The organism is Klebsiella variicola, assembly GCF_000828055.2.
Classification (GTDB): domain Bacteria; phylum Pseudomonadota; class Gammaproteobacteria; order Enterobacterales; family Enterobacteriaceae; genus Klebsiella; species Klebsiella variicola.
Genome location: NZ_CP010523.2, coordinates 2,360,466 through 2,385,818, shown reverse-complemented (window position 1 = coordinate 2,385,818; position 25,353 = coordinate 2,360,466). Strand labels below are relative to the sequence as shown.

Below are 25,353 nucleotides of genomic sequence, written 5' to 3'. Positions count from 1 at the left end.
ACAAAATAAAGGTGTTCACGTGCAGAAGTATTTCGTTGAAGCGCGTCAGTTATTAGCTCTGGCTATACCCGTCATCCTTGCGCAGGTGGCGCAGACAGCGATGGGTTTTGTCGATACCGTGATGGCGGGTGGCTACAGCGCCACGGATATGGCCGCCGTGGCCATCGGGACCTCCATCTGGCTGCCGGCGATCCTCTTTGGCCACGGGCTGCTGCTGGCGCTGACCCCGGTGGTGGCGCAGCTTAACGGCTCCGGACGGCGGGATCGCATCGCACAGCAGGTGCGTCAGGGCTTCTGGCTGGCCGGCTTTGTCTCGGTGCTGATTATGGTCGTGCTGTGGAACGCCGGCTATATCATCAGCTCCATGCATAATATCGACCCGCTGTTGGCTGAGAAGGCGGTTGGCTATCTGCGCGCGCTGCTGTGGGGCGCGCCGGGCTATCTGTTCTTCCAGGTTGCCCGTAATCAGTGTGAAGGGCTGGCGAAAACCAAACCCGGGATGGTCATGGGCTTTATCGGCTTACTGGTCAACATTCCGGTGAACTATATCTTTATCTATGGTCATTTCGGCATGCCCGAGCTGGGCGGTGTCGGCTGTGGCGTAGCGACTGCTTCGGTTTACTGGGTGATGTTCGCCAGCATGCTGTGGTGGGTGCGTCGGGCGCGTTCGATGCGGGATATCCGCTGCGCCGAGCGCTTCAGCCGCCCCGATGTCGCCGTCCTGTTACGGCTGGTGCAGCTGGGGCTGCCCATTGCTCTGGCGCTGTTCTTTGAAGTCACGCTGTTTGCCGTCGTCGCGCTGCTGGTCTCCCCGCTGGGGATCATTGACGTCGCCGGTCACCAGATCGCGCTTAACTTCAGCTCATTGATGTTCGTTCTGCCGCTATCGCTGGCGGCGGCGGTCACCATTCGCGTCGGCTTCCGTCTCGGACAAGGTTCAACGATCGATGCCCAGGTTTCGGCCCGCACCGGCGTGGGCGTGGGCGTCTGTCTGGCGGTATTTACCGCTATCTTTACCGTGCTGATGCGTGAACAGATTGCCCTGCTGTATAACGATAATCCCGAGGTGGTGCTGCTGGCCTCACACCTGATGCTGCTGGCGGCTATCTATCAGATCTCCGACTCCATCCAGGTGATCGGCAGCGGCATTCTGCGCGGCTATAAAGATACCCGGTCTATCTTTTTTATTACCTTTACCGCGTACTGGGTGCTGGGTTTGCCGAGCGGCTATCTGCTGGCGTTGACCGATATGGTTGTGCCACGCATGGGGCCCGCCGGTTTCTGGTGTGGATTTATCATCGGCCTGACCTCCGCCGCCATCATGATGATGCTGCGGATGCGTTTTCTACAGCGCCAGCCCTCCAGCATCATCTTACAGCGCGCCGCGCGCTAGTCCCTGCAAAGCCCGCCCCTCCGGCGGGCTTTTTCGTTCTCCGGCATTGCGACCACGTTGTACATTCCGTTACTCCCCGACACCAAAGACTCACTGATGGCACTCCCCGAGACGCATATAGTGTGGTCAACAGCCCCGCAGTGGGGTTACTCAAGAAACCAATTCGAGGATTTCAGAATGAAAAAAGTATTAGCTCTGGTTGTTGCCGCTGCTATGGGTCTGTCATCAGTTGCTTTCGCTGCCGATGCCGCAAGCGCCACCCCGGCCGCAGCTGCCAGCCATACCACCGTTCACCATAAGAAACATCACAAAGCGGCCGCGAAACCGGCAGCCGAGCAGAAAGCCCAGGCGGCGAAGAAACACCACAAAGCCGCTGCAAAACCGGCTGCTGAGCAAAAAGCCCAGGCGGCGAAGAAACACCATAAAGCCGCTGCGAAACCGGCAGTCGCGCAGAAAGCCCAGGCGGCGAAGAAACACCATAAAGCCGCTGCGAAACCGGCAGTCGCGCAGAAAGCGCAGGCTGCAAAGAAACATCATAAAGCGGCACACCACGCAGCTAAACCGGCGGTTAAACCGGCGGCATAATGGTCAGGGCGTTAAGGTGATAAACCGGCGCTGAACAGCGCCGGTTTTTTTTCAGGAGGACATCATGCTGCAACGCTATCGCTTCGAATTGCTGCTGTTACTGCTCATCGTCTGCGCGCTGTTTACCCTGCGCTTGATGTTTAAATAGCGGGCTGCTGAACCCATTTACGGGCCGGCGGCGTATAGTCGCGAAAACCGGCGATAATCTCGTCTGCCGAGGTAGCAAACGGCAGCATCTCCGCGTAGCGCGGGTGCATAAATCCTTCCCGTACCATGTTGTCGACCATCGCCTGAAGCGGATCGTAATAACCCTTGATATTCAGGAACGCGCACGGTTTCTCATGGATCCCCAGTTGCGCCCAGGTCCATTGTTCGAAAATCTCTTCGAGCGTCCCCGCCCCGCCCGGCAGGGCAATAAAGCCATCCGCCAGCGCCGCCATTTTGGTTTTCCGCTCGTGCATATCCTCGACCACATGCAGCTCCGTCAAGCCGCGGTGGGCAATTTCCCGCTCCACCAGGCCGCGCGGCATCACGCCGATCACCACGCCACCGGCCTCCAGCGCCGCATCGGCGACCGCCCCCATCAGACCGACTTTGCCGCCGCCATAGACAAGCGCCAGCCCCTGCTGCGCCAGCGTACGTCCGACCAGACGGGCGGTGTCGAGATACAGCGGATGTTCGCCAGCTGAAGAACCGCAAAAAATACCAATCGATTTCATCTTCGTTATGACTCCTTCTCTTCTGGTGGCCGATAATTTAACACAACGGCAACCCTACCGCGCAGAGTTAGACGGGCAGAAAAAAGCGAGTCATGACGCTCGCTGGCGAAGAAATATCCTTGTGGTTCAGTAAAATATATCCGGAATGGGTAAAAGTTCCGCAATCGCATGCAATGTGCAAGAAAAGTGACGTTTACCTCTTGCCACATCCTCTCCCTGCCGCTAATATGCGTCCCCGTTGTCACCACAACATTGCGTTCGTAGCTCAGTTGGTTAGAGCACCACCTTGACATGGTGGGGGTCGTTGGTTCGAGTCCAATCGAACGCACCATAATGCGTTTATAGCTCAGTTGGTTAGAGCACCACCTTGACATGGTGGGGGTCGTTGGTTCGAGTCCAATTAAACGCACCATAATGCGTCTGTAGCTCAGTTGGTTAGAGCACCACCTTGACATGGTGGGGGTCGATGGTTCGAGTCCATTCAGACGCACCAATCAGTTATCCTTCTGTAATTTCTGTGTTTTATCACCTGCCCCCCGATGGTATTGCTGACTTAAAATGTTGTGTATTGGCAAAGATTTTTCCTTGCATATTCCACACTCGTGCAGGGGAAGCCAACCCTTTTAAGTACATTTTTGAGCACATCGAAATGGCGCTTTAGTCCACGAACGACGGGAAAAGTATCATTGCAGCAAGGCATTTTTTCCCGGCGGAAAACATTTCAGGCTTCAAAAATTCAGGCGTTGACGTTACAGAATACTGCAGACAAAACTAAGGTGACGACTATGCCATTACCGACACGGCCATTCGTAACGCTGCGATTCATCCTCAAAACTACTCTCTGACCGACATGGAAGGCCTCTCCCTGTTTGTCAGCAAATCAGGAAGCAAAAATGGCACTTTCACTACTATCATAACGGAAAACAATGCCGCATGAGTTTCGGCCTCTAACCTGAAATTTCACTCAGTGTGGCCCGAATTTTACGTCATGAAGCCCGTTCACAAATTGCACTGGGTCTCGTCCCTCAGATTCAGACAAAATTAACGCTGGCAAAACGACACTTCAAGTATTTGAAAGGGCACCCATCACACTCATATTTTTACTCCACAGTCATGAGCATCAAAAATCGATCAACAGACCACGCCGTTTAATTTTTAATGATAATCATTCCATTCATCATAAATATATGCATATGAAAATCGATATATCAGATACCCCACCAGGAATTCCACAACTGAAAGTAAACCCCAGAGAAATTTATATTCATTTACTGAGAAAAAAAAGAACCAGCCAGCCAGCGCGATACCTAAAGTACCTAATCCCATACCTGCTCCCCTGATAACACGGAAAAGTATGATGAGTAATGTTCGTTTTATATTCATAATCCACCAAAGAAATATTCCATAATGGAAACTATTCCCTGGCGTAAAAAAGCGAGCGCGGTACAGCAGGGATGAAACCATGCCACAGTAGAATAAAGAAAGTCCAGCCCCGACCGGGCCAGACTAACTTTTTAAGATTAACGCCCGAATTACATTGAGAAATTACATATAAAAGACCTGAGCCATTGATGATGTCATAATATGGCGGGCGGTTCGCACATATCCAGAATAAGCGGCGAAAACGCACCATGAAAGACATTGGTATCCTGATTTACATCAGTAAGCGCCGCCTGACCGTTATGTCGTATAACCCGCTAATATTATCCAGTCGATACTGACAGGGATAATATTCCCCTGGCCATAAAGCGCAGCGGCAGCTTGCGCACCTACCGTCTGACAGACAAGACCCGCATATTGTCTTCAGACACGGCGAAGACTGGCCTGCGCCATCGCCAGGGCATCTTCCCCTGCCGGCAGCCGCGAAGGGGGCTGAGGATCGTTCACCATCCGCCAGACGGCCTGAGCCACATCGACAGCCTGCGTCACGCTGGCGTTATCCTGGATGCTGTCGAGGATCTGCTGCCCGAGCGCCGCATAGCTCTCCGGGAGCTGGCCCATCGTTCGACGAGCGTTTTCCCCGAAGCGGGTCTGCGGGGCGCGTCCCGGGAGGATCAACCCGACGCGAATATTAAAAGCACGGAGCTCCAGCGCCAGCGACTCCGTGAAGGCATTCACCGCCGCCTTACTCGCGGTGTATACCGCCAGCAGGGGCATCGGTTGCAGGGTGACCGCCGAGGTAATATTAACGATCGTCCCGCTTCGGCGCGCTCTGAACCGGGGGATCACCGCCTGGGTCATGGCAATCGTTCCCAGGGTATTGGTGGCAAACAGGTCTGCTATCGCCTCGCGCGACGCGCCCTCCAGGGCATTAAGCATCCCCACCCCGGCGTTGTTAACCAGCACATCAATCTCTCCGGCTTCGGCAATGGCCTCTGCGATACTCTGCGCCGAAGTGACGTCAAGACGCACCAGCCGCAGACGGTCGCTGGCCGGCAGCAGATCCTCGCGTAGAACCCGCATTGTGGCAATAACCTTCCAGCCTTGCTCGAGAAAATAACGCGCCGTCTCCAGGCCAAAACCCGATGAACAGCCGGTGATCATTATCGTTTGCATATCTCTGTCTCCGAATGGCTTCTTCCTTTTGATCATAGACAGGCCGTGTCGGACGATATAGGGTCAATAATCCATCATTCTTTAGCAGGAGTCCGGAAATGAGCGATCCGTTGGCGGAGGTTATTGCCATGCTAAATCTCAGAGCGGTGCTGACCAAAACCGTTGAGGGGGCGGGAGACTGGCGAGTGATACGCTCGGACCAGGGGTTGTCATTTTATGGCGTCGTGCTGGAAGGCGGCTGTCGGCTGGAAATAGACCAGCATGAGCCGCAGATCCTGCGCGCCGGGGATTTTATTCTGATCCCGGCGGCGTACCGCTTCGCGCTAACCAGCCTGACCCCGCCCCCTTCACCGGCGCTGGAGACCATCCCGGTGCAACTGGCGGAGGGACACTTTCGGCTGGGAGCCCTCGACAAGCCTGCGCAGATGCAGGCGCTGATTGGCCACTGCGCTTCCGGTTCAACGAACGCCAGCCTGCTGGCCTCGCTGTTGCCAGCCTTTGTGGTGGTCCGCAATCAACCGCGGCTGGCCACCTTTGTCGGGCTGCTGAAAGAGGAAGCGCAGGCGGATCGCGCGGGCAAATCTTTCGTTCTGGCGCGGATGGTTGAGCTACTTTTTATCGAGGCCATCCGTTCCTGCGGAACGCTCGCGACCCCCGGTCTGATGCGCGGGCTGAGCGACCCGCGGGTCGCTCAGGCAATCCGCCTGCTGCATCAGGCCCCCGCCAGACGCTGGACGGTCAACGCCCTGGCCGCCGACTGCGCGCTGTCTCGCTCGACGTTATTTGAACGCTTTACCGACCTGACCGGGATGACCCCGATGGGCTATCTGTTAGGCTGGCGAATGACCCTGGCCATGCAGTGGCTGAGCGAGACGGGCATCAGCATTGCGGATATCGCCGAGCGCATCGGCTATGGCTCGGCCAGCGCGTTCAGCGTAGCTTTTACCCGCTATACCGGGATATCGCCGGGGAAATATGCCCGCCAGCGGGCGACGCAGCCTCCCCCCGGGCCAGCCCTGACTTAACCGGCTGCAATCTCCGTCTGCAGCCAGCGCTCAAACACCTGCAGCGCCAGCTCTCCCTCCCCGCCACCGGGTTTGATCAGACAAAAGCGCTTGGCCAGCGTCGGGGAGCCCGGCCACGGAGCGACCAGCGTCCCGGCGCGCAGCTCGCTTTCCACATACATCTTCGGCACCAGCGCCACCCCCTGCTGGCTCAGTACCGCGGCGATGGCCATCTCATGCAGATCGTAGCGCGGCCCCTGCGCCGGATTATCCAGCGCCAACCCGCATTCCCGGGCATAGAGCAGCCAGGCGTCAGGGTTCTGCCGCCGGTGAATGCGCGGCAATCGGTTCAGTTGCCCGGGGAGATCGTCATTCGTCAGCAACGCCGCATGACAGACCGGCAGCAGATACTCCTCGAACAAAAACATCACATCCATGCCAGTCCACGCCGGGTGATCAAAATGGATGGCGGCATCAAAACCGCTGCCCGGGAGGATGAAGGGATCGCTGCGGGCGGCAATATTGACCACGATATGCGGATGCTGCGCTGCAAAGCGTCCAAGCCGGGGGATTAACCAGCGGCTGGCAAAGGTGGGGAGCACGGCGATCTCCAGGCTATGTCCATCGGAGGGCATCCCGCTGACATCGTGGGTATCCCGCTCCAGACGGGCGAGGATCTCGCGTACCTGGCGGGCATAGCGGGCGCCAGCCGGATTGAGCCGCACCCGGCTCCCCGTCCTGTCGAAGAGTTTACTGTCGAGGAGCGCTTCCAGACGGGCAATCTGCCGGCTGATGGCCCCTTCCGTTAACGCGAGTTCCGCCGCCGCGCGGGCAAAGTTGCCGTGACGGGCAGCGGCCTCAAAAGCCAGTAGCGCAGCGCTGCTGGGGATTTTACGACGCATAGCCAATGCTCCTTGTGCAGTCTCACCGAAAGTCAGTGACAGAATATCACTGACCATTGAATTAACATCGTTTTTCAGCGCCATTTTTAGCCGATAGGATGATGAAAAGTCACTAAAGCGCTTTGCGCGCTCAATCATCTGTCCATCGAGGTCACTATGCTCTATGTCGTCGAATGCGCCTACACCGATCCCCAAAGCGAAACAGCGTGGAATACCTTTTACAATCAGGAAAAACTGCCGGCGCTGGTCTCTGTGCCCGGTTTTTACGCCTCTCAGCGCTTCCGCGCCCTCAACGAGGAGTGCCCCCGCTACCTGGCGCTGCACGATATCCACGATGCTACCGTCATCGACAGCGACGCCTACCGCCGCAACGGTGGCGGCCATTTTGCCCGCTGGCAATCGGCGATCACCGACTGGCACCGCCACCTCTATGTTGCAGATAGCGGCGTGCGGGAGGTCCGGTCTGATGAGGTGCTCCTGCTGAGCGATACGCCTCAGACGCTACCCATCTCCCCGGCAATCGTCCTGCTGCCTGGCGGCCTGGCGACGCAACAAACCCGGTATGCCGCCATCGTCCCGCGTGACGACCTGCATCACCTGGCCACGGCTGCCGCCGTCTTTATCTATCAACCCATCACCGCCCGGTTACGTAACCCGGCGCAACGCGCGTGAGGTCGCCATGACACCAGCTCCCTTTTATACGTTGACCGCAGGCGATCTGACGGTGACCGCCGTCAGTGATGGTCAGATGTCGGCGCCACTGTCCTTACTCTCGGGTATCACGCCTGAGGAGGCGGAGCGCCTGCAGCGGAACGCCGGGTTAGCCTCACCGGAGGCCATTGCGATCGGCGCCTACCTTATCCGCGGACGCGGGCACACCGTACTGGTGGATACCGGCACCGGGGGAGTCAATGGCGTCGGCGGTGCGCTTATCGCCACTCTGGCGCTGCTCGGCGTACGCCCTGAGGAGATTGACACCATCCTCCTCACCCACGCGCACCCGGATCACATCGGCGGGTTGCTGACGGCAACCGGCGCCCCGGCGTATCCCAACGCCACGGTGTTCCTGCCTTCGCGGGAACGCGCTTACTGGCTGGCGGAATCCACACTGGACAACGCCAGCGATCGCGGCCGGCGCAACGTGCTGCTCGTCCACCGCGTACTGGCAATCTGCGCGGCGCAAATTCGCGAAGTTGATGGTGAGGAGACGGTCGCCGGGATCCACCCGTGCCCTCTGCCCGGCCATACGCCCGGCCATACCGGGTATCGTCTCGAGACGGGCGATACCTCGCTGCTCATCTGGGGGGATATTGTCCATTTCCCGACCATTCAGACCACCCGGACGTCGGTGTCGGTCGCCTTCGACGTCGATCCTGAACAGGCCCGACAAACCCGGGAATGTCTGCTGCGCCAGGCCGCCAGCGAACAATGGCTGATCGCCGGCATGCATCTTGGTTTGCCCGGCTTTGCCAGGGTGGTGGAGACGCCTTATGGTTATCTGTTGCAGTCGGTGTAAAGGTCGCAGAGGTAAGCCCTGCTTGTCCGCAGGGACAAGCAGGGCTTTATGTCAGGGGGTTGGGCAGGCCGCTAACTGCGGCTTTTCCAGGCTTTTTTGCTTTTGCAGCTGGCTTTGGTGGCGACCCACGGGTGGCGTAGCTGAGTCAACTGAAGATCCTGGGAGGCCGGGCTGGCCGACCAGCGTTTGTTACACAGAGGCTTACGAGTTGCAATGACCATAAAAACGCTCCTGAAAAGTAATGAACAATTCCCTGGGTAGTTCCATAAGTTCAGAATCAGCTTATCATCGCGTAACGGAAGTTATTTCAATCTTTGTTTTACTATGTAAATGGTGAAAGCCTCCTGAAATGACCAAAATTGATCTAGATCAATATAAGTGCATTTAGTTTTTCCTGACACCTATATATTCAACCGCTTACCAGCGGCTGACGTTTGTTTAAGACTTTTCCTATACCATACAATCCTGCAGAGCAATAATCATTTATCAGATTTTTATTCTACTTATGTATACAAACATGGTTATTTGTTTTGATTATTCTAACAAATAAAATTCACTTGGTCAGTCAGCAGCAGGCAGGTACTCTGCACCGGCAATAACTGGATTTGTCAGGGAGTGGTGGATGACTAAGGGCTATAAACTGCTTGGCTATAAGTTAGCAGATAATATTTTCTACTGCCTGCATCATCGGGAAATTATCGCGCTGCGAGGGACGCGAACGCAAGTTCAGCTACGCAGTACCATGGCCTGTTTACTGGAATATCTGTTGGCGCATGGCAGAGAACGGGTGGTCAGCGATGAAGAGTTGATGATTAACGTCTGGGAAAAAAATAACCTTCGCCCGTCTGCGCAGCGATTATGGCAGGTTATTCAGACGTTAAAATCCCGTCTTAGCCAGGCAGGCGTTGAAAGCGCATTAATTATTCGGGTCAAGTGCGCCGGGTATTATATTAACAATGCTGTCGTAGCCGAAATTTACTCATTCAAACCACCGGGCATGATGAATTATATTAATGCCTCGCCTGCTGATATGAATAAACTTCTGGTACGCAGCTAATCCCCTCTCCGCGCCGTTTACATCGCTTGTAACAGGGTTTATCCGTTGAATATTTTAATTCACAGCAATAATCTTTTTTTTAATATCGGCCTCGCCCAATGTTTCAGAGATATTCAGGAGACCCTGCCCGGGCTGAACATTATTCATTCGCTGCCACTCAGCCATTTTCCCGATCCGGCTGGGCTGGATGTGATTATTTTATCGCTGGAAAACTTTCACGATTATCAGGCCGCCGCTGAATTAGCCCTGCGTTATCAGAGTCTGGTGGTCGGCTTTACCTCGGCCGGCAACGTGAGGCGCGGACGCGCCTTTTTCGCGGATACCCTCCTGTGGGTTAGCCAGCGGGAAAGCGTTCCGGAGGTTGGCCGCCTTTTGCGCAGGCTGGCCGATCGTCGCTGGCCTCTGGTGCCGCGTCATCAGCGTCAGAGTACCTCTTCCCGTCAACGAGCGCCCCTCAACCTTCTGGAAAGGCGGATAATCGCCGCCACCATGAAGGGACAGTCGGTGAATCAACTGGCGGCCACGTTGGGGATCAATCGCAAGCGAGTCTATAACGGACTGGAACGGATTAAGGTTAATTTTCACCTGGTCAGCCATGCTCATTTTCATCATTTTATGATCTCCGGGCCAACGTTTAACCCGCTCTCACCCGACCTTGCCAGTTATACGCCATGGGCAAAGCCTGCCCGACAGCGGCAGGCCGCGTTGCACACGGCGGAAAAACATTCATATTATTTGAACAAGATTCGCAAATTGTTTTGATTTTAGCCTGCAACATTCAAGCGTATTCTTTACCACATCAGGGCGAAAAGCCCTTTATCAGACACCAGATTAAGGAATACGACCATGAAATCCATCAAAACTTTCGTTGCAGTTGCGGCACTGTCTCTGTTCTCTTCTGTCAGCTTCGCCCAGAGCGTCAGCGCTACCGCCTCGACCCTGGACCGGGCTGAAGCAAAAATCGCCGCCCAGGCCGCGGAACAGGGTGCATCCTATAAAATCACCAGCGCCCAGTTTAATAATCGCGTCCACATGACGGCTGAACTGAGCAAATAAGCCTTTTAGCCGTTAGCGATAAATACAGCGCCGTTTTTAACGGCGCTGTATTTTTTTCCGCCTTTCCCTTTTCAGCGTTTTGCCGACAGGCATGCTGTGGCGCTCGCTCCATTCCCGACCAATACTGACTGTATCCTCCAGAAAAGAGAGCCTGATGATGAAAGCCTGGACAGTCAAAAAACCCGGTTCGCTTGAGAACCTGCAGCTTGTCGATCTTGCTGACCCCGGGGCGCCCGCTGCAGGAGAGATCCGGGTGGAGCTGCACGCCACCTCGCTGAACTACCATGATTTGCTGGTCGCAACGGGGGTAATTCCCACCGCCGATCGGCGGATCCTGATGGCGGATGGCGCCGGCGTGGTGGAAGCGGTTGGCGCCGGAGTGAACGAATTTCAGCCGGGTGACCGGGTGGTCGCTGGCTTTTTCCCGCAGTGGCTGGATGGCCACCCCGGTCCGCTGGTGAGCGACTTCAGTCAGACCCCGGGCGATGGCGCGGAGGGGTTCGCCTGCCAGTATGTCGTCAGGCCGGCCAGCCATTTTACCCATGCGCCTGAGGGGTGGAGTTTCAGGGAGGCGGCAACCATCACCACCTCCGGTCTTACCGCCTGGCGCGCGCTGGTCGTCGAAGGACGGTTAAAAGCAGGCGATACGGTGCTGACGCTTGGTACCGGCGGCGTGTCGATAACCGCCCTGCAGCTGGCGAAAAGTATGGGCGCGCAGGTGATCGTCACCTCGTCGTCAGATGAAAAACTCGCCCGCGCTCGCGCCCTGGGGGCCGATCATCTCATCAATTACCGCACCACCCCGGCATGGGGCGCCGCGGTGCAGGATATCACCGGCCATCGCGGGGCCGATCTCATTCTGGAGCTGGGCGGTCCGGGCACCCTGGGGCAGTCGTTCGAGGCGGTCAGTGTTGGCGGACACATCGCCCTGATCGGCGTCCTGACCGGCTTCGAGGGCCATGTCCCCACCCATCTGCTGATGAGTAAACAGGCCCGACTGCAGGGGCTGGTGGTAGGTAATAGACGGCAACAACAGGACTACGTCAACGCCCTGAACCTGCAGGCGTCGCGGCCGGTTATCGATAAAGTGTTTGATTTTACAGCCTTACCGGATGCCTTTCGCTATCTGCAAAGCGGCGCCCATTTTGGCAAAATTTGCGTGGAGTGGTGAGGGGATGAACAGGGCCTCCGTGCCCTGAGAACGGCTTTATTCGAAGAAGACGTCCGGATTTTCCGACAGCGAAACAAAGGATTTCGTGTTTTTATCCAGCGCCTGAATGTCGCCGCTTTCAATGTCGTAGAACCAGCCGTGCAGGCGCAGGGTATGGTCGCGCAGACCGACCGCCACCGACGGATGGGTTTTGATGTTGTTCAACTGAGCGATGACGTTTTCCTGCACCATGCCGTTGACCTTATCGGTTTCGCTGGCCCAGGTTTTCTTTTCCACCACTGCTTTCGCGGCATCAGCATAGCGCAGCCAGTGGGACACCGCCGGCATCGGCTCAAGGCACTGGCAGGTGGCGATCGCTTTCATCGCGCCGCAGTTGGAGTGGCCGCAGATCACGATATCCGTCACGCCCAGCGCAACGACGGCATATTCGATGGTAGCAGAAACGCCACCTGGCTCCGGCCCGAAAGACGGCACGATATTCCCGGCGTTACGAATGACAAAGAGCTGTCCCGGCTCCTGCTGGGTTACCAGTTCAGGCACCAGACGGCTGTCTGAACAGGAGATGAAAAGCGCTTTGGGATTCTGGCTGGAGGCCAGGCTACGGAAGAGCTCTTTACGCTGGGGGAAGATCTCTTTCTGGAAGTTGAGGAAGCCCTCAATGATATGTTGCATAGCAGTGTCTCTTCTCTGTAGTTATTACGGTATGACAAAGATCACAGTTATTCAGTTTACCATTGATGACAAGAATGGGAATCGTTATTCAAACAGTTGCGCAGAAAACGCGCGCCGCCACCGCCCGCGCCGCCCTGCCTTATCCACACCTTTTTGACGTGATTTCCTGAACCAGTTTGCTACTCTGTCTACCCCAACCGTTCACAGGTTACCGACCGCCTGCCGGCGGCGGACATCACAGGAGTCGCTATGTTCTTATCCAGCCTGATGGCCATTGCCGCGGTGCTGATCATGGGCGTGATCAGTCCCGGCCCAAGCTTTATCTTTGTCGCGCGCAATGCCGTCGCTCGCTCGCGCGTGCACGGTCTGGTGACCGCCCTCGGTACTGGCGCCGGCGCCGCCATTTTTTCCATTATGGCGATGCTGGGCCTGCAGAAGGTGCTCACCGCGGTGCCGGAGCTGTTTATTGGCCTGAAAGTAGCGGGCGGGCTCTACCTGTTATGGCTGGGCTATAAGATTTTCCGCGGGTCGGCGCAGCCGATGGACTTTTCCGCCAGCGGCATGGCTGGCAACCATTCGCTGCTGAAGACCTTCCGCGATGGGCTGTATACCCAGCTGAGCAATCCCAAAACCGCGCTGGTGTTCGCCTCAATTTTTACCGCTCTGCTGCCAGCGCAGATCCCCACCGCGTTTTACTACATCGTGCCGCTGATGAGCTTTCTGATTGACGTCAGCTGGTATTCGCTGGTGGCGCTGGTGCTGTCTGCCGATCGCCCGCGGCGCGTCTACCTGCGGCTGAAGCGGCGGATCGACATCGCCACCGCGACGGTGCTAGGGGCGCTGGGCCTGCGGCTTATCGCCACCTCCCTCACCCGCTAACGGGTTACACGGTATGGATGCGAATATCGTGCTGCTGAAAGGCAACGCGATATTCGCGACTGATGTTCTCTTCCACCACCAGCACATCGATATCGCTGCTCGCGGCCACCACAAACCGTGCCACTGCCGGAATTTTATCCGAGGTCAGGCCGACGATAATTTCGCTGCACTGCTTAATCACCGCTTTCTTGAACTCGCAGTCGGCGTAGTCAAAACCGGTCAGGCCCGACTCTGGCGCCATGGCGCAGCCGCCGATAAAACCCTGGTCGAATAACATGCCCTGCACCTGAGCCACCGCCGCGGCGCCGACGCAGCCGCCGCTCGCCCGCTGCACCTGGCCGCCGAGGATCACCACGTCATACAACGGTTTTTTCACCAGTACCGCGGCGATCTCCGGGGAGTTCGTTACCACCGTCAGCGCCAGCTCAGCGGGTAGCGCCTCGGCCATCGCCAGATTGGTGGTCCCGGTATCGACGAAAATCGTGCCGCCGGGCTTCACCAGCCTGGCACACTGTTGCGCGATCCTGAGTTTTGTTGCTCGATTTTTATCTTTCCGTTCACTGTAGTCCCCGGCTTCCGGCAGGCTCAGCACCGCCCCGCCATACACCTTTTTACAGAACCCTTCACGACTGAGTTCATGCAGATCGCGGCGGATGGTGTGCTCCGACACCTGAAGCCGCGCCGCCAGCTCCGCGCACACCACTCTGCCATTTTCCTGCAGGATCTGGCAAATCAACGCTTGTCGCTGTTGGGGAAAAGCAGCATAATCGAGCACGAAAACTCCTTAAATTATCAAAAACGAGCAACAGCAAGCATGATCGTCTGCGCTGCTTTGATTGTCAATGTTCCTGCCCGGAGGTTTACCATGAAAATTGCCCATTTCGCCCTGTGGACCCAACAGCTCGACGTCCAGGCCCGCTTCTGGGTGGAGTTCTTTGCCGCCAGCATCAATGAAAAATACCTCAGCCAGACCAACCCCGGCTTTGCCTCCTATTTTGTCACCATCGACGACGAGGTGGTGATCGAGCTGATGACCAGGCCTGGCCTGCAGCCGGCCAGCGCGGATAATAACCATACCGGCTGGGCGCATCTGGCCCTCTCGGTAGGCGGGGCGGAACAGGTCGATGCCCTCGCCCAACGCGCCGAGGATGCGGGGATACTGGTTTCGCCGCCGCGTACCACCGGCGACGGCTATTATGAGGCGGTGATCGCCGATCCCGATGGCAACCTGATTGAAATCGTCGCATAGTCAGCAGACCGCCAGTATTCAGGAGGCATTCATGGCACGTTACCGAATTATCGACACCGCGACCTGGCCCCGCCGGGACCATTTCACCTTTTACCGACAATTTGCCAACCCCAGCTTTAACCTCTGTGTCCCGATAGCGGCGCAGCGCCTGTACGAATGTGCGAAGGACCGTCGGGTCTCGTTTTTTCAGCTTGCGCTCTATGCGCTGCTGCGCGCGGCCAACGGAGTACCGCAGCTACGGCAACGCGTGCGCAATGATGAGGTGATTGAATATGACAGCCTGGCGGTAATGACGCCGGTGATGACCGTCGAGGAAGGATTCCGCCAGGTATGGTGCGACAACGCCCCCGAGTTCACCGCCTTCAGCGATGCGGCAACGCCGAAGATCGTCGCGGCAAGAGAGACAACGCCGGCGCCGCTCATCGTCGATGGCGAGCATTTTATCTGCGCCAGTTGTCTGCCGTGGCTCCACTTCACCTCGATGACCCATGCGGAATATGCCGTAGGCGCGGCGGTGCCCGCGCTTACCTGGGGGAAACTACAGAACGGCGTGATCCCGGTGGCCGGGCGGTTTAACCATGCCTTCGTCGACGGTCTCCACGCCAGCCGCTTTTTTGCTCTCGTGGAAGAGGGATTTAGCGACCCCGAGCGGCTCTGGCAACCGTTAACCGAGACCGCACCCTCACTGCTCGCCCCTGCGGCAAAGAAACGCTGAGGTCCTCGCCACGCTCACCGCCTGACAGCCTTCCTTCGGTCCGGCGGTCGCTTTCCTCTCCTGTTGCCTTTGCAACAGCCGGCGCAAAACGGCGCTGCATTTGCAGCAGTCCGCTCCATCAGCTGACATAGCCAACCCGCTTCCTATCACGACTGCGCCTTCCTCTCTCGCTGGCACGTGTTTTGCTTACCCACACATATAACCCACAGGCATTATGAATTATTTATTTATCTAATTTTTGCATAAGCTATTCACTGAATAAGAGAGAAGATGATGTCAGCCAGTTCACCCGCACAGCCTTACACCCAGTCCACGCCGCAGGCGCATATTATTGCCAGCGATGCGGAAGCCCTCGCCATCGCCCATGAGATCGCCGCCGTGCTCAAACCCGGCGCCGCCGAGCGCGACCGGACGGGCATTGTCCCGGCGGAGATCGTCAACACCTATTCCAACAGCGGACTGTGGGGCATCACGGTGCCGCGCCGCTTTGGCGGCGCCGAGGTCTCGGCCGCGACCCTCGCGCAGGTTATCGCCATTCTCTCTGCAGCGGATCCGTCGTTAGGCCAGATACCCCAGAACCACTACTGCCTGCTGGAGGATATTCGTCTGCAGGGTAGCGACGACCAGCAGGCGTTCTTTTTCGCCCAGGTATTACAGGGCTATCGCTTCGCCAATGCCCTGTCGGAAACCGGGGGGAAAACGGTCCTTGATATTCGTACCCGTATCGAGGAAGGCGCAGACGGTCTGCGGATCAATGGCCGTAAAGGCTACTGCACCGGCTCGCTGTACGCCCACTGGATTGGCATTCTGGCGCTGGACGCCGACGACCGCGCCCAGCTCGCTTTCGTCCCCCAGAACAGCCCGGGGCTGACGGTGGTCAACGACTGGGCGTGCCTCGGTCAGCGCACCACCGCCAGCGGCACCGTGCTGGCCGATAATCTTCCGGTTAATCCTTTCCACCTTTTCCCAACCTGGAAGTCCTACGCCAGCCCGACCCTTGCCGGCCCGTTCGCCCAGCTGACCACCGCGGCGATAGACGCCGGGATCGCCCGCGCGGCGCTGGACGATACCGTGGCGTTCGTACGCCACAGCGCCCGGCCGTGGATCGACGCCGGTGTGGCGCAGGCGAGCGACGATCCGCTGACTATCTACCATATCGGTCAACTGGACAGCCGCCTTGCCGCAGCCGACGCGCTGCTGGAGCGGGCGGGACGGGTGCTCGACCGCTATAAAAATGACCTCAGCGAGGAGCATGTCGCCGAGGCGTCGCTGGCCGTCGCCCGCGCCAAAATCTGGACCACCGAAGTGGCGCTGGAGGCCGCCAGCCGCCTGTTCGAGCTGGGGGGTACTCGCGCCACCGGTGAGTCGCTCAACCTCGACCGCCACTGGCGCAATGCCCGGGTGCACACCCTGCACGACCCGGTTCGCTGGAAGTATCAGCTGCTTGGCAACTGGGTGCTGAACGGCATTCGCCCGCAACGACATGACTGGAACTGATATGACGAGTCTGCTGGCGTTTTTCGCGGAAATCGACTGGAACGATGTGGCCCAGGCCGCCCTCGATACCCTTACCATGCTGGCCTGGTCGCTGGGATGGACCGTACTGCTGGGGCTTCCGCTGGGGATTGTGCTCTATCTCACCGGTGAGCCGCGTTTGCTGTACGCCCCGCGCCTTTACCGCCTGCTGTCATTGTGCGTCAACGTACTGCGATCCCTGCCGTTCATCATTTTGCTCATCGTGATGATCCCGGTGACCACGTTGCTGACCGGCACCTCGCTGGGGGTGGAAGGAACCATTCCGCCGCTGGTCGCCGGCTGCGCCCCGTTCTTCGCCCGGCTGGTGGAAACCGCCCTGCGCGAAGTGGAGCACGGCCTGGTGGAGGCCAGCTGGTCGATGGGCGGCAGCACCTGGCAGCTTATCTGGCACACGCTGCTGCCGGAGTCGCGGGCCGGGCTGATCGCCGCCGTGACCGTGACGGCCATTTTGCTGGTCGACTACACCTCGATGGCGGGGGTGATCGGCGGCGGCGGGCTGGGCGATCTGGCCATTCGTTTTGGTTATCAGCGCTTTCAGACTGACGTGATGGTGGTCACCGTCCTGATGCTGATTGCGCTGGTACAGCTTCTGCAAATGAGCGGCGACCGCCTGGTGCGCTACGTCAGCCGCAAATAACTTACCCTTCTCTGCTCAGGAAACCCTTATCATGAAAAAATCCATTATTGCCGCCGGACTGCTGGCCCTCTTCTCCACCGCAGCGCTGGCTAACGAGACGCTGATCGTCGGCGCCACGCCGGTGCCGCATGCGGAAATCCTTGAATTTGTGAAGCCGGTGCTGGCAAAGGAAGGCGTCGATTTACAGGTCAAGGTGTTTAACGATTTTATTCAGCCTAACCAGCAGCTGGCGGAGAAACACCTCGACGCCAACTACTACCAGTACCGGCCATTCCTCGATAACTACAACCAGACCCGCCACACCAACCTTGTACCGGTGGTGGGAGTGCATATCGAGCCCTTCGGCGCCTACTCCAGCAAATACACGACCCTCGCCGCGGTGCCTGACGGCGCCACGATCGCCATCCCTAACGATCCGGTGAACACCGGCCGCGCGCTGGTGATGTTAAGCAACGCCGGGCTGATTACCCTCAAGGATCCGCACAACCCGCAATCGGCAACCAAGGACATTACCAGCAACCCGCATCACTTTAAGATCCGCGAACTGGAGGGCGCCATGCTGGCGCGCGCGGTGAAGCAGGTCGACCTGGCCTTTATCTTTGCCAACTATGCGCTGGAGGCCGGTATCGACACCGATAAAGCGTTGCTGGTGGAAAAAGGCAGCGATCTGTACGTCGAATATCTGGTGGCGCGCCCGGACAATATTCAGGACCCGGGCATTCAGAAGCTGGCGCAAGCGCTGCATTCGGACGCAGTTCGTCAGTTCATTCTGACGCGTTATCAGGGCAAAATTTTACCTGGATTCTAATCACCGCGGGCAGCGGCGTCAGCCGCTGCCCGGGCTAACGGAGCGCATCATCGTGACGCATATCCCCGCCCCACCGACCCACATTGAGTTTGCTGGTATCAGCAAAGCCTATCCTAACGGCGTGCAGGCGCTACAGGACATTGACCTGACCATCCGTCAGGGCGAAATTTTCGGCATCATCGGCCGCAGCGGCGCCGGAAAATCCACCCTGCTGCGCCTGTTTAATCGTCTGGAAAATGCCGACAGCGGCGAGATGTTCATCCACGGCGAGTCAACCGTGCGCTACTCCACGCGCCAGCTGCGCGATCTGCGTCGGCGGGTGGCGATGATTTTTCAGCACTTTAACCTGATGGCCACCAAAACCGTGGCGCAGAACATCGCCTTGCCGCTGAAGATGGCTGGCGTCCCGGCCGGCGAACGCCAGCGTCGGGTCAGCGAGATGCTTGAGCTGGTGGGCCTCAGCGCGCTGCGCGACAGCTACCCGGCCCGCCTCTCCGGTGGCCAGAAACAGCGGACCGGCATCGCCCGGGCGCTGGTCACTCAGCCGGAAATTCTGCTGTGCGATGAGGCAACCTCGGCGCTGGATCCGGAAAACACCCTGTCGGTGCTAACCCTGCTCAAGGAGATTAACCAGCGCCTGGGCCTGACAATCGTGCTGATCACCCACGAAATGGAGGTCATTCGCACCCTCTGCGATCGGGTCAGCGTGCTTGAGGGCGGGCGCATTGTCGAACAGGGCGATGTCTGGCGCGTGTTTGGCAACCCGCAGCACCCGGTGACGCGCGCCATGCTCGGCCTGCAGCACCCCGATCGCCCGGAGGCCGGGCCACCGCTGCGCGACGGCGAGCAGATCGTGACCTTACGTTTTGACGGCAGCAGCGGTCGCGAACCCAATCTGCAGCATATCGCCAGCCTGCTGGGAGGCGACGCCCGACTGCTGTACAGCAACTGCGAGCGCATTCAGGGCCGGGTGATCGGCCAGCTGCAGGTCCGGCTGAGCGGGCCGCTGGCCGCCAGCGCGCTGGCGCAGGATGGCTGGGTCGCAGACAGCATTCTGACCCACCATCATCAGACAGCGGAAATCACTGCTTCTTAGCCATCGAATGGGATTATATTCCCGATCCTTTGCTAAGGATAATTAGTTATAAATCATAGCATTTCAGTGTTAGACAGGGCGAAGTGCGCCTCTTATCTTTCGTCATGAATTGTAAATAACCACGCAATTATTTGATGAGGTAGCACTTTTGTCCAGATTACAACAAGGATTAAAAACCCGAAAAACCCGCTTCGCCCTGGCGCTAAAAGTGGCCCTGCTCGGCGGCGTGGTAGCATTTTCTTCTGTTGCCCATGCGGAAGGGATCCTGAAAGAAGGCATCACCCCGGCCACCGACGCCAGCCAGATCCCGGCCAGCGCCAAACTGCGGAAAGACACGGTGGTGGCCGGGATCTCCGAGCCGCAGGGGATCTTTAACCCCTACTTTTTCGTCAACGGCTGGGATGAGAACGTGACTAACGTCATTTTTTCACGCCTGATTGACTGGGACAGTCAGGGTAAGCTGGTCCCGGGACTGGCGGAGAGCTGGACGGTCAGCCCGGACAGTAAAGTCTATACCATCAAATTGCGCCCTGGCCTGACCTTCAGCGACGGTTCACCGCTGACGGCGGAAGATGTCGCCTTTACCCTGACGGTCCTGCTCGACCCCAAATATGATGGCGATACCGACATCACCCTGGCCAATATCGCCGGCGGCGCGGACTACAAAGCCGGCAAAGCTGACAGCGTCAGCGGCCTGAAGGTCATCGACCCGCTCACCCTGCAGGTGACCACCACGCAGCCAGGCGCCACCACGCTGGCCAAAATTGGCGGGCCGGTGCTGTCGAAAGCCTGGTACGGCAAAGGATATCAGCGGGGAAATCTCGACTATCTGCGTTCACTGCACGGCAAGCCGCTGGGCAACGGCCCTTACGTGTACGACAAATACATTCCCGGTCAGGAAATACGCTTCCATGCCAATAGCCATTTTTACCGCGGAACGCCGCCAACACCGCGCTTTATCTACCGCGTGACCAATCCGTCGACCAACTTCCAGCTGTTCCAGACCGGGGAGACCGACTATGACGCCTTTACCTCACGCCCCGACGATATTGAGCAGCTGAAAATGCTCGGCTTCGCCAACATTAATCTTTACGGCTCCAGCGACTACAGCCAGGTGGAGTTCAACGTGCATCGCCCGGCGCTGCAGGATAAGCGCGTGCGCCAGGCGCTGATTTACGGTCTGGATCGGCAGAAGCTGATCGACGTGGTCTATCAGGGGTACGGCAAAGTCGCCATCGAGCCGATCGCCCCGATCTCCTGGGCCTTTAACGCTGAAGGCGTCAACCCTTACCCTTACGATCCGGCACAGGCCAAAAAGCTGCTGGATGAGGCCGGCTGGAAACCTGGCGCCGACGGTATCCGCGCCAAAGACGGCCAGCGCCTGGAGCTGACCCTGCTGGTGAGCAAGAAGGTGCTCAACGACGCTCTGATCCCCATCGCCAAGGAGAACTGGCGGCAGATTGGCGTACTGCTGAAGCCGCAGGTGGTGGATTTCAATGCCCTGATGGCGCAGCGTAAAGCCGGAAATTACGATCTGGCCTCCTTTAGCACCAGCACCCTCAACGACCCGCACGATGGGGTATGGGATTTTTACAGCAGCGAAGCTAAAGAGTCCGGCTACCATAACGCGGAAGTCGATAAGCTGATTAACGCCGGCAACGCGGTGCTCGAAATTGAACAGCGCAAGCCGATCTACCACCAGCTGTATAAAGTGCTGGCCGACGATCCGCCGGTGATCCTGCTTGGCTATCGCAACATTCTTTCCGCCAGCAGCGCCCGCGTCAGCGGCTTTAAGCCGGATATCTACAACGGCCTGACCGGCAGCCTGCCGGATGTAAAAATCGTCAAGTAAATCCCCCTGGCCGCCGGGTTAACCGGCGGCTGATGTGAGACCATCATGAAAAATTTCATCCTGAGGCGCTTGCTGCAAACGCTGCCGATGCTGCTGCTGGCCTCCTTCATTATTTTTATGCTGTTTGCCAAAACCCCCGGCGACTTTATCGATGGCAATGTCACCCTGACCGCCGCCCGCGCCGCAGAGCTGAAGGCGATTTACGGCCTCGACCAGCCGCTGTTCACCCGCTACCTCCACTGGCTGGGACAGCTGCTGCGCGGTGATTTAGGCTTTTCACTGCAGTATCAGATCCCGGTCAGCCAGTTGCTCAACCAGTACATCTGGAACTCTTTTCTGCTGGCCAGCGTCGCGCTGGTCTTTTACTGGGGCATTGGCCTGGCGGTCGGCGTGGTTTCTGCCCTGCGACCCGGCTCCTGGTTTGATCATCTGGTGAGCGTCGCGGTGTTTGCCGCCATGTCGTTCCCCACCTTTTTCCTCTGCCTGCTGCTGATTAAATGGTTCGCCGTCGATCTCCACTGGTTACCGGTAGGCGGGATGACCAATACCGGCAGCGACGAGAGCGGCTGGCAGTATGTGCTGCAAGTGGCCGCCCACCTGGCGCTGCCGGTGCTGGCGCTGGTGATGCTGCAGGCGGGCAGCCTGACGCGCTATGTGCGCGCCAGTATGCTCGACGTGGTGAAAATGGATTTTATCCGTACCGCCCGCGCCAAGGGATTGCAGGAGCGCACGGTGATCCTCAAGCATGCCCTGCGCAACGCCCTGCTGCCGATTATCACCCTGCTGGGCTTCGAGCTGCCGGGGCTGTTCTCCGGGGCGATCATTACCGAAAAGGTGTTCAACTGGCCAGGGGCAGGCCACATCCATATCGACTCGCTGGCCGCCCGCGACTATCCGGTGCTGATGGGGTTTACCCTGTTTCTGGCGGTGCTGACGATCGTCGGGAATTTGCTCGCCGACGTGCTGTACGCCTGGGCCGATCCGCGTATTCGGGTGAGGTCATGATGATCCTGTCTTACTTTGCTTCCCGTCGCCGCCAGCGGCAGGCGGCTATCCCGGCGCTGGCGCATATTCCCCCCTCTCCCTGGCGCCAGGGGTGGCGACAGCTGCGCCGTAACCGGCTGGCCATGTTCTGCCTGATCCTGCTGGCGGTGATGGCGGTATGGTGCGTGCTGGGGCCCGTCTGGTCGCCATGGAGAGATGATGCCACCGATGCCCTGAGCATCAACCAGCCGCCCGGGGCGGAACACTGGCTCGGGACCGATTTTCTTGGTCGCGATGTCTACACCCGCCTGCTGCTGGCCGGGCGCATCTCGCTGATTATCGGCCTGCTGACCATGGTGATGTCGGTGTGCCTCGGCTACCTGCTCGGCGCCCTCTCGGGTTATGTCGGCGGGTTAACCGACAAACTGATCATGCGGGTGGCCGACCTGGTGATGACTATCCCCGGGTTACCGCTGTTGATCGTCGCCGGGGCGATGCTTTCTGAGCTCGATTTTTCCCCGGACTCGCGCATTTATATGGTGGTGGTGATGCTCAGCCTGCTGGAGTGGCCCCGACTGGCGCGGCTGGTGCGCGGACAATGTCTCTCCCTGCGCGAACGCGATTTTATGCTGGCCACCCAGGTGCTGGGCCTGTCGGCGCGTCGCCAGCTGTTTGGCCACCTGCTGCCGAATACCATTCCGATTCTGGTGGTGATGGCGACCATGGCCGTCGCCAACGCCATTCTCAGTGAATCCGCGCTGAGCTATCTCGGCCTCGGCGTGGTACCGCCGACGCCGTCATGGGGCAATATGATGGATGCTGCCAATAGCCTGATCGATTTCCAGCGCCGCCCCTGGCTGTGGATGCCGCCGGGCATCGCCATCTTTATCACCGTGATCGCCATCAACGTGCTGGGCGACGGCCTGCGCGACGCCATGGATCCCAATATGAAACCGAGGCTGAAATGACCACGCCGTTAGTCTCCTTTAATCATCTCTCCGTCTCTTTCGCCGGCGAACGCACCCGCGTGCGCGCGGTGCAGGAGGTCTCTTTCACCATTCAGGCCGGACAAACCGTTGGCGTGGTGGGCGAATCCGGCTGCGGCAAAAGCGTCACCGCCATGGCGCTGATGGGTCTCCTGCCACCGCAGGCGGCGCGCATCGACGGCGGCGAGATCCGCTTCGCGGACCGCGATCTGCTGCGGCTGAAAGCCAGACAGATGGCCGACCTGCGCGGCCACCAACTGGCCATGATCTTTCAGGAACCGATGTCGGCCCTGAACCCGGTGTTGACCATCGGGGAGCAGCTGTGCGAACCGCTGATCCGCCACCTCGGCGCCACGCCGAAAGCCGCCTGGCAGCAGGCCATCCAGCTGTTAAGCGAGGTCGGCCTGGCGCGCGGCGACAGCCTGATGACCCGCTATCCTCACCAGCTTTCCGGCGGCATGCTGCAGCGGGTAATGATCGCCATGGCGCTAAGCTGTCAGCCCAAACTGCTGATTGCCGACGAACCGACCACCGCGCTGGACGTCACCGTGCAGGCGCAAATCCTGCGCCTGCTGCGCGACCGGGCGCGGGCCAGCCAGATGGCGATGATGCTGATTACCCACGATCTTGGAGTGATCGCGCAGATGGCCGAGCAGGTAGTGGTGATGTATGCCGGACGGATCGTGGAACAGGGCGCCACCGCAGAGGTGCTACGGCATCCGCAACATCCTTACACGCGTGGGCTGATCGCCTCCCGCCCGGTGCCGGGTGAGCGGCGTCGGCGGCTGTACTCTATTCCCGGCCAGGTGCCGGATCTGGCCGCTCTGCCGGCGGGCTGCGCCTTTGCCGGGCGCTGCGAGCGGGCGACGGCGCGCTGTCGGGAGGCGATTCCGCCGCTGCTCGGTGAGCGCCAGCGGGCCGCCTGCTTTTACAGCGAATTTGCGGAGGCGACAGCATGAGCGAACGCTATGTTATTGAAGTGGATGGATTGAAAAAATATTTTCCGCTGCGCGACGGCCTGTTTGGCCAGCAGACTGGCGAGCTTCGCGCGGTGGACGGCGTCAGCTTTAACATCCGTCCGGGCACCATTTTTGGCCTGGTGGGCGAGTCCGGCAGTGGTAAAACCACCGTCGGCCGGACTCTGCTTGGCCTGTATGAGAAGAGTGCTGGCAGCGTGAAATTTCACGGTCAGGAGCTGGCCGACCTGACCGCGCCTGCCCTGCGCGCCATCCGGCCCAGAATGCAGCTGGTGTTTCAGGACCCCTATAGCTCGCTGAACCCGCGGCTGCGTATTGGCGACGCGATTGGCGAAGCCATGCTGCAGCACAAGCTGTGCACCCGCGATGAGCTGTATGACCGGGTGATCGCCGTGATGAAGATCTGTGGCCTGGCGCCGGAGCACTATGCCCGCTTCCCGCATCAGTTCTCCGGCGGCCAGCGCCAGCGGATCGGTATTGCCCGGGCGCTGATCCTCAATCCGGATTTTATCGTCGCCGATGAGCCCATCTCGGCCCTTGATGTGTCGATTCAGGCGCAGATCATCAATTTGTTTTCCGACCTGCGCGACGAGCGCGGCGTCACGTTCCTGTTTATCTCCCATGACCTCGGGGTGGTGGAACATTTATGTGATGATGTGGCGGTGATGTATCTGGGACAGCTGGTGGAAAGCGCCAGCCGCGATGCGCTGTTCAGCCGCCCCCTCCATCCCTATACCCGCGCCCTGCTGGCCGCGGTGCCAACCCTCGATCCGCACAGTGAACCGCAGGCGCTGATGCAAGGTGAGATCCCGGATCCGGCCAATCCGCCCCCCGGCTGCCGCTTTTCATCCCGCTGCCCGCAGGTCAGCGAGCGGTGCAGGAGAGAAGCTCCGGCGCTGCGCGAGGTGGCCCCGGGCCATCGGGTCGCCTGCCATGGGGTCGCGTCCTGAGCACAGTCGATGGGGTTATTTATTTCTAAACAACCGTCCGATTGTGCACGGCA

Annotated in this window: 28 protein-coding genes and 3 tRNA genes; 25 read left to right on the top strand and 6 right to left on the bottom strand. The window is 58.7% G+C overall.

Going from position 1 to position 25,353, the window contains the following annotated elements:
* Positions 1 to 19 precede the first annotated feature (19 nt).
* The 3 genes from mdtK to ydgU all read left to right on the top strand — a co-directional run bounded on the left by mdtK (position 20) and on the right by ydgU (position 2,126).
* The gene (gene mdtK / locus SP68_RS11195; protein ID WP_012541512.1) at positions 20 to 1,393 is read left to right on the top strand and encodes an MdtK family multidrug efflux MATE transporter; all 1,374 of its coding nucleotides are present in this window, start codon (positions 20 to 22) and stop codon (positions 1,391 to 1,393) included.
* A 177-nt stretch (positions 1,394 to 1,570) separates the two neighbouring features.
* Positions 1,571 to 1,978: an acid resistance repetitive basic protein Asr gene (gene asr, locus SP68_RS11190; protein WP_040968584.1), complete on the top strand. Its 408-nt coding sequence runs from the start codon at positions 1,571 to 1,573 to the stop codon at positions 1,976 to 1,978.
* 64 nt (positions 1,979 to 2,042) lie between these two features.
* On the top strand, positions 2,043 to 2,126 hold the full coding sequence (gene ydgU, locus SP68_RS29200) for a small membrane protein YdgU (RefSeq protein ID WP_002907795.1): 84 nt from the start codon (positions 2,043 to 2,045) through the stop codon (positions 2,124 to 2,126).
* Here ydgU and SP68_RS11185 read toward each other — a convergent pair.
* Positions 2,119 to 2,697 carry an LOG family protein gene (locus tag SP68_RS11185; protein ID WP_008804612.1) on the bottom strand — a complete coding sequence of 193 codons (579 nt, stop codon included), beginning with the start codon at positions 2,695 to 2,697 and terminating at the stop codon, positions 2,119 to 2,121. The genes ydgU and SP68_RS11185 overlap by 8 nt on opposite strands.
* Positions 2,698 to 2,951: 254 nt before the next feature.
* Between SP68_RS11185 and SP68_RS11180 the strand changes: the two genes are divergently transcribed.
* The 3 genes from SP68_RS11180 (at position 2,952) to SP68_RS11170 (ending at position 3,190) form a co-directional block, all read left to right on the top strand.
* Positions 2,952 to 3,028 (top strand) — tRNA-Val (locus SP68_RS11180).
* Between the two features lie 4 nt (positions 3,029 to 3,032).
* Positions 3,033 to 3,109: transfer RNA gene (locus tag SP68_RS11175), tRNA-Val, on the top strand.
* A gap of 4 nt (positions 3,110 to 3,113) precedes the next feature.
* Positions 3,114 to 3,190 (top strand) — tRNA-Val (locus SP68_RS11170).
* A gap of 1,310 nt (positions 3,191 to 4,500) precedes the next feature.
* On the opposite strand, the gene SP68_RS11165 is transcribed toward SP68_RS11170, so the two are convergent.
* Positions 4,501 to 5,253, bottom strand: coding sequence for an SDR family oxidoreductase (locus SP68_RS11165; protein WP_040968586.1), 753 nt, complete (start codon positions 5,251 to 5,253; stop codon positions 4,501 to 4,503).
* Positions 5,254 to 5,351: 98 nt separating this feature from the next.
* Between SP68_RS11165 and SP68_RS11160 the strand changes: the two genes are divergently transcribed.
* On the top strand, positions 5,352 to 6,278 hold the full coding sequence (locus SP68_RS11160) for an AraC family transcriptional regulator (protein ID WP_032735798.1): 927 nt from the start codon (positions 5,352 to 5,354) through the stop codon (positions 6,276 to 6,278).
* Here SP68_RS11160 and SP68_RS11155 read toward each other — a convergent pair.
* Positions 6,275 to 7,159: a LysR substrate-binding domain-containing protein gene (locus SP68_RS11155; protein ID WP_040968587.1), complete on the bottom strand. Its 885-nt coding sequence runs from the start codon at positions 7,157 to 7,159 to the stop codon at positions 6,275 to 6,277. The two genes, SP68_RS11160 and SP68_RS11155, sit on opposite strands and share 4 nt — an antisense overlap.
* A 156-nt stretch (positions 7,160 to 7,315) precedes the next feature.
* Between SP68_RS11155 and SP68_RS11150 the strand changes: the two genes are divergently transcribed.
* Both SP68_RS11150 and SP68_RS11145 read left to right on the top strand, forming a co-directional pair.
* Complete coding sequence (locus tag SP68_RS11150; RefSeq protein WP_023340262.1) at positions 7,316 to 7,831, top strand: hypothetical protein; 516 nt, start codon at positions 7,316 to 7,318, stop codon at positions 7,829 to 7,831.
* Positions 7,832 to 7,838: 7 nt separating this feature from the next.
* Positions 7,839 to 8,675, top strand: coding sequence for an MBL fold metallo-hydrolase (locus SP68_RS11145; RefSeq protein ID WP_023340263.1), 837 nt, complete (start codon positions 7,839 to 7,841; stop codon positions 8,673 to 8,675).
* 71 nt (positions 8,676 to 8,746) lie between these two features.
* Here the strand turns inward: SP68_RS11145 and SP68_RS28300 are convergent, their stop codons facing one another.
* The gene (locus SP68_RS28300) at positions 8,747 to 8,896 is read right to left on the bottom strand and encodes a hypothetical protein (RefSeq protein ID WP_012541503.1); all 150 of its coding nucleotides are present in this window, start codon (positions 8,894 to 8,896) and stop codon (positions 8,747 to 8,749) included.
* 401 nt (positions 8,897 to 9,297) lie between these two features.
* On the opposite strand from SP68_RS28300, the gene SP68_RS11140 reads away from it, so the two are divergent.
* The 4 genes from SP68_RS11140 (at position 9,298) to SP68_RS11125 (ending at position 11,959) form a co-directional block, all read left to right on the top strand.
* Positions 9,298 to 9,732, top strand: a complete 435-nt coding sequence (locus tag SP68_RS11140; protein WP_012968028.1) for a winged helix-turn-helix domain-containing protein — start codon at positions 9,298 to 9,300, stop codon at positions 9,730 to 9,732.
* A gap of 45 nt (positions 9,733 to 9,777) precedes the next feature.
* Entirely contained in the window at positions 9,778 to 10,494 is a 717-nt protein-coding gene (locus tag SP68_RS11135; RefSeq protein WP_022066444.1) for a hypothetical protein, read from the top strand.
* A gap of 84 nt (positions 10,495 to 10,578) precedes the next feature.
* Complete coding sequence (locus tag SP68_RS11130; RefSeq protein ID WP_004202908.1) at positions 10,579 to 10,788, top strand: YdgH/BhsA/McbA-like domain containing protein; 210 nt, start codon at positions 10,579 to 10,581, stop codon at positions 10,786 to 10,788.
* A gap of 154 nt (positions 10,789 to 10,942) precedes the next feature.
* Complete coding sequence (locus SP68_RS11125) at positions 10,943 to 11,959, top strand: zinc-dependent alcohol dehydrogenase family protein (protein ID WP_205468305.1); 1,017 nt, start codon at positions 10,943 to 10,945, stop codon at positions 11,957 to 11,959.
* Positions 11,960 to 11,995: 36 nt separating this feature from the next.
* Here SP68_RS11125 and SP68_RS11120 read toward each other — a convergent pair whose 3' ends face one another.
* A complete protein-coding gene (locus SP68_RS11120) occupies positions 11,996 to 12,631 on the bottom strand; it encodes a carbonic anhydrase (RefSeq protein ID WP_008804599.1) in 636 nt (211 codons plus the stop codon).
* 249 nt (positions 12,632 to 12,880) lie between these two features.
* On the opposite strand from SP68_RS11120, the gene SP68_RS11115 reads away from it, so the two are divergent.
* Complete coding sequence (locus SP68_RS11115) at positions 12,881 to 13,510, top strand: LysE family translocator (protein ID WP_008804598.1); 630 nt, start codon at positions 12,881 to 12,883, stop codon at positions 13,508 to 13,510.
* Positions 13,511 to 13,514: 4 nt separating this feature from the next.
* Here SP68_RS11115 and SP68_RS11110 read toward each other — a convergent pair whose 3' ends face one another.
* Positions 13,515 to 14,285: a DeoR/GlpR family DNA-binding transcription regulator gene (locus tag SP68_RS11110; RefSeq protein ID WP_039103693.1), complete on the bottom strand. Its 771-nt coding sequence runs from the start codon at positions 14,283 to 14,285 to the stop codon at positions 13,515 to 13,517.
* Between the two features lie 90 nt (positions 14,286 to 14,375).
* Here SP68_RS11110 and SP68_RS11105 point away from each other — a divergent pair, with 90 nt between their 5' ends.
* From SP68_RS11105 to SP68_RS11055, 11 genes are all read left to right on the top strand, one after another.
* Positions 14,376 to 14,759, top strand: coding sequence for a VOC family protein (locus SP68_RS11105; protein ID WP_023322748.1), 384 nt, complete (start codon positions 14,376 to 14,378; stop codon positions 14,757 to 14,759).
* 31 nt (positions 14,760 to 14,790) lie between these two features.
* Positions 14,791 to 15,474, top strand: coding sequence for a CatA-like O-acetyltransferase, family 1 (locus SP68_RS11100; protein ID WP_023297753.1), 684 nt, complete (start codon positions 14,791 to 14,793; stop codon positions 15,472 to 15,474).
* A 270-nt stretch (positions 15,475 to 15,744) separates the two neighbouring features.
* Positions 15,745 to 16,971, top strand: coding sequence for an SfnB family sulfur acquisition oxidoreductase (locus SP68_RS11095; protein WP_008804594.1), 1,227 nt, complete (start codon positions 15,745 to 15,747; stop codon positions 16,969 to 16,971).
* A gap of 1 nt (position 16,972) precedes the next feature.
* A complete protein-coding gene (locus tag SP68_RS11090) occupies positions 16,973 to 17,647 on the top strand; it encodes a methionine ABC transporter permease (RefSeq protein WP_008804593.1) in 675 nt (224 codons plus the stop codon).
* Positions 17,648 to 17,678: 31 nt separating this feature from the next.
* The gene (locus SP68_RS11085) at positions 17,679 to 18,455 is read left to right on the top strand and encodes a MetQ/NlpA family ABC transporter substrate-binding protein (RefSeq protein WP_008804592.1); all 777 of its coding nucleotides are present in this window, start codon (positions 17,679 to 17,681) and stop codon (positions 18,453 to 18,455) included.
* A gap of 52 nt (positions 18,456 to 18,507) precedes the next feature.
* A complete protein-coding gene (locus SP68_RS11080; protein WP_040968588.1) occupies positions 18,508 to 19,551 on the top strand; it encodes a methionine ABC transporter ATP-binding protein in 1,044 nt (347 codons plus the stop codon).
* 148 nt (positions 19,552 to 19,699) lie between these two features.
* On the top strand, positions 19,700 to 21,403 hold the full coding sequence (locus SP68_RS11075) for an ABC transporter substrate-binding protein (RefSeq protein ID WP_040968589.1): 1,704 nt from the start codon (positions 19,700 to 19,702) through the stop codon (positions 21,401 to 21,403).
* Positions 21,404 to 21,448: 45 nt separating this feature from the next.
* Positions 21,449 to 22,408, top strand: coding sequence for an ABC transporter permease (locus tag SP68_RS11070; RefSeq protein WP_012968022.1), 960 nt, complete (start codon positions 21,449 to 21,451; stop codon positions 22,406 to 22,408).
* Positions 22,405 to 23,355: an oligopeptide ABC transporter permease gene (gene opp4C / locus SP68_RS11065; RefSeq protein ID WP_072274450.1), complete on the top strand. Its 951-nt coding sequence runs from the start codon at positions 22,405 to 22,407 to the stop codon at positions 23,353 to 23,355. Before SP68_RS11070 ends, opp4C begins: the two co-directional genes overlap by 4 nt.
* Entirely contained in the window at positions 23,352 to 24,332 is a 981-nt protein-coding gene (locus SP68_RS11060) for an ABC transporter ATP-binding protein (RefSeq protein ID WP_008804587.1), read from the top strand. Before opp4C ends, SP68_RS11060 begins: the two co-directional genes overlap by 4 nt.
* On the top strand, positions 24,329 to 25,300 hold the full coding sequence (locus SP68_RS11055; RefSeq protein WP_008804586.1) for an ABC transporter ATP-binding protein: 972 nt from the start codon (positions 24,329 to 24,331) through the stop codon (positions 25,298 to 25,300). Before SP68_RS11060 ends, SP68_RS11055 begins: the two co-directional genes overlap by 4 nt.
* The last annotated feature ends 53 nt before the right edge of the window (positions 25,301 to 25,353 follow it).

What these genes read in the sequence shown, in the direction of transcription:
- asr (WP_040968584.1), top strand. Translation starts at nt 1,571, where the DNA reads ATGAAAAAAGTATTAGCTCTGGTTGTTGCCGCTGCTATGGGTCTGTCA.
- ydgU (WP_002907795.1), top strand. Translation starts at nt 2,043, where the DNA reads ATGCTGCAACGCTATCGCTTCGAATTGCTGCTGTTACTGCTCATCGTC.
- SP68_RS11185 (WP_008804612.1), bottom strand. Translation starts at nt 2,697, where the DNA reads ATGAAATCGATTGGTATTTTTTGCGGTTCTTCAGCTGGCGAACATCCG.
- SP68_RS11165 (WP_040968586.1), bottom strand. Translation starts at nt 5,253, where the DNA reads ATGCAAACGATAATGATCACCGGCTGTTCATCGGGTTTTGGCCTGGAG.
- SP68_RS11160 (WP_032735798.1), top strand. Translation starts at nt 5,352, where the DNA reads ATGAGCGATCCGTTGGCGGAGGTTATTGCCATGCTAAATCTCAGAGCG.
- SP68_RS11155 (WP_040968587.1), bottom strand. Translation starts at nt 7,159, where the DNA reads ATGCGTCGTAAAATCCCCAGCAGCGCTGCGCTACTGGCTTTTGAGGCC.
- SP68_RS11150 (WP_023340262.1), top strand. Translation starts at nt 7,316, where the DNA reads ATGCTCTATGTCGTCGAATGCGCCTACACCGATCCCCAAAGCGAAACA.
- SP68_RS11145 (WP_023340263.1), top strand. Translation starts at nt 7,839, where the DNA reads ATGACACCAGCTCCCTTTTATACGTTGACCGCAGGCGATCTGACGGTG.
- SP68_RS28300 (WP_012541503.1), bottom strand. Translation starts at nt 8,896, where the DNA reads ATGGTCATTGCAACTCGTAAGCCTCTGTGTAACAAACGCTGGTCGGCC.
- SP68_RS11140 (WP_012968028.1), top strand. Translation starts at nt 9,298, where the DNA reads ATGACTAAGGGCTATAAACTGCTTGGCTATAAGTTAGCAGATAATATT.
- SP68_RS11130 (WP_004202908.1), top strand. Translation starts at nt 10,579, where the DNA reads ATGAAATCCATCAAAACTTTCGTTGCAGTTGCGGCACTGTCTCTGTTC.
- SP68_RS11125 (WP_205468305.1), top strand. Translation starts at nt 10,943, where the DNA reads ATGATGAAAGCCTGGACAGTCAAAAAACCCGGTTCGCTTGAGAACCTG.
- SP68_RS11120 (WP_008804599.1), bottom strand. Translation starts at nt 12,631, where the DNA reads ATGCAACATATCATTGAGGGCTTCCTCAACTTCCAGAAAGAGATCTTC.
- SP68_RS11115 (WP_008804598.1), top strand. Translation starts at nt 12,881, where the DNA reads ATGTTCTTATCCAGCCTGATGGCCATTGCCGCGGTGCTGATCATGGGC.
- SP68_RS11105 (WP_023322748.1), top strand. Translation starts at nt 14,376, where the DNA reads ATGAAAATTGCCCATTTCGCCCTGTGGACCCAACAGCTCGACGTCCAG.
- SP68_RS11100 (WP_023297753.1), top strand. Translation starts at nt 14,791, where the DNA reads ATGGCACGTTACCGAATTATCGACACCGCGACCTGGCCCCGCCGGGAC.
- SP68_RS11095 (WP_008804594.1), top strand. Translation starts at nt 15,745, where the DNA reads ATGATGTCAGCCAGTTCACCCGCACAGCCTTACACCCAGTCCACGCCG.
- SP68_RS11090 (WP_008804593.1), top strand. Translation starts at nt 16,973, where the DNA reads ATGACGAGTCTGCTGGCGTTTTTCGCGGAAATCGACTGGAACGATGTG.
- SP68_RS11085 (WP_008804592.1), top strand. Translation starts at nt 17,679, where the DNA reads ATGAAAAAATCCATTATTGCCGCCGGACTGCTGGCCCTCTTCTCCACC.
- SP68_RS11070 (WP_012968022.1), top strand. Translation starts at nt 21,449, where the DNA reads ATGAAAAATTTCATCCTGAGGCGCTTGCTGCAAACGCTGCCGATGCTG.
- opp4C (WP_072274450.1), top strand. Translation starts at nt 22,405, where the DNA reads ATGATGATCCTGTCTTACTTTGCTTCCCGTCGCCGCCAGCGGCAGGCG.
- SP68_RS11060 (WP_008804587.1), top strand. Translation starts at nt 23,352, where the DNA reads ATGACCACGCCGTTAGTCTCCTTTAATCATCTCTCCGTCTCTTTCGCC.
- SP68_RS11055 (WP_008804586.1), top strand. Translation starts at nt 24,329, where the DNA reads ATGAGCGAACGCTATGTTATTGAAGTGGATGGATTGAAAAAATATTTT.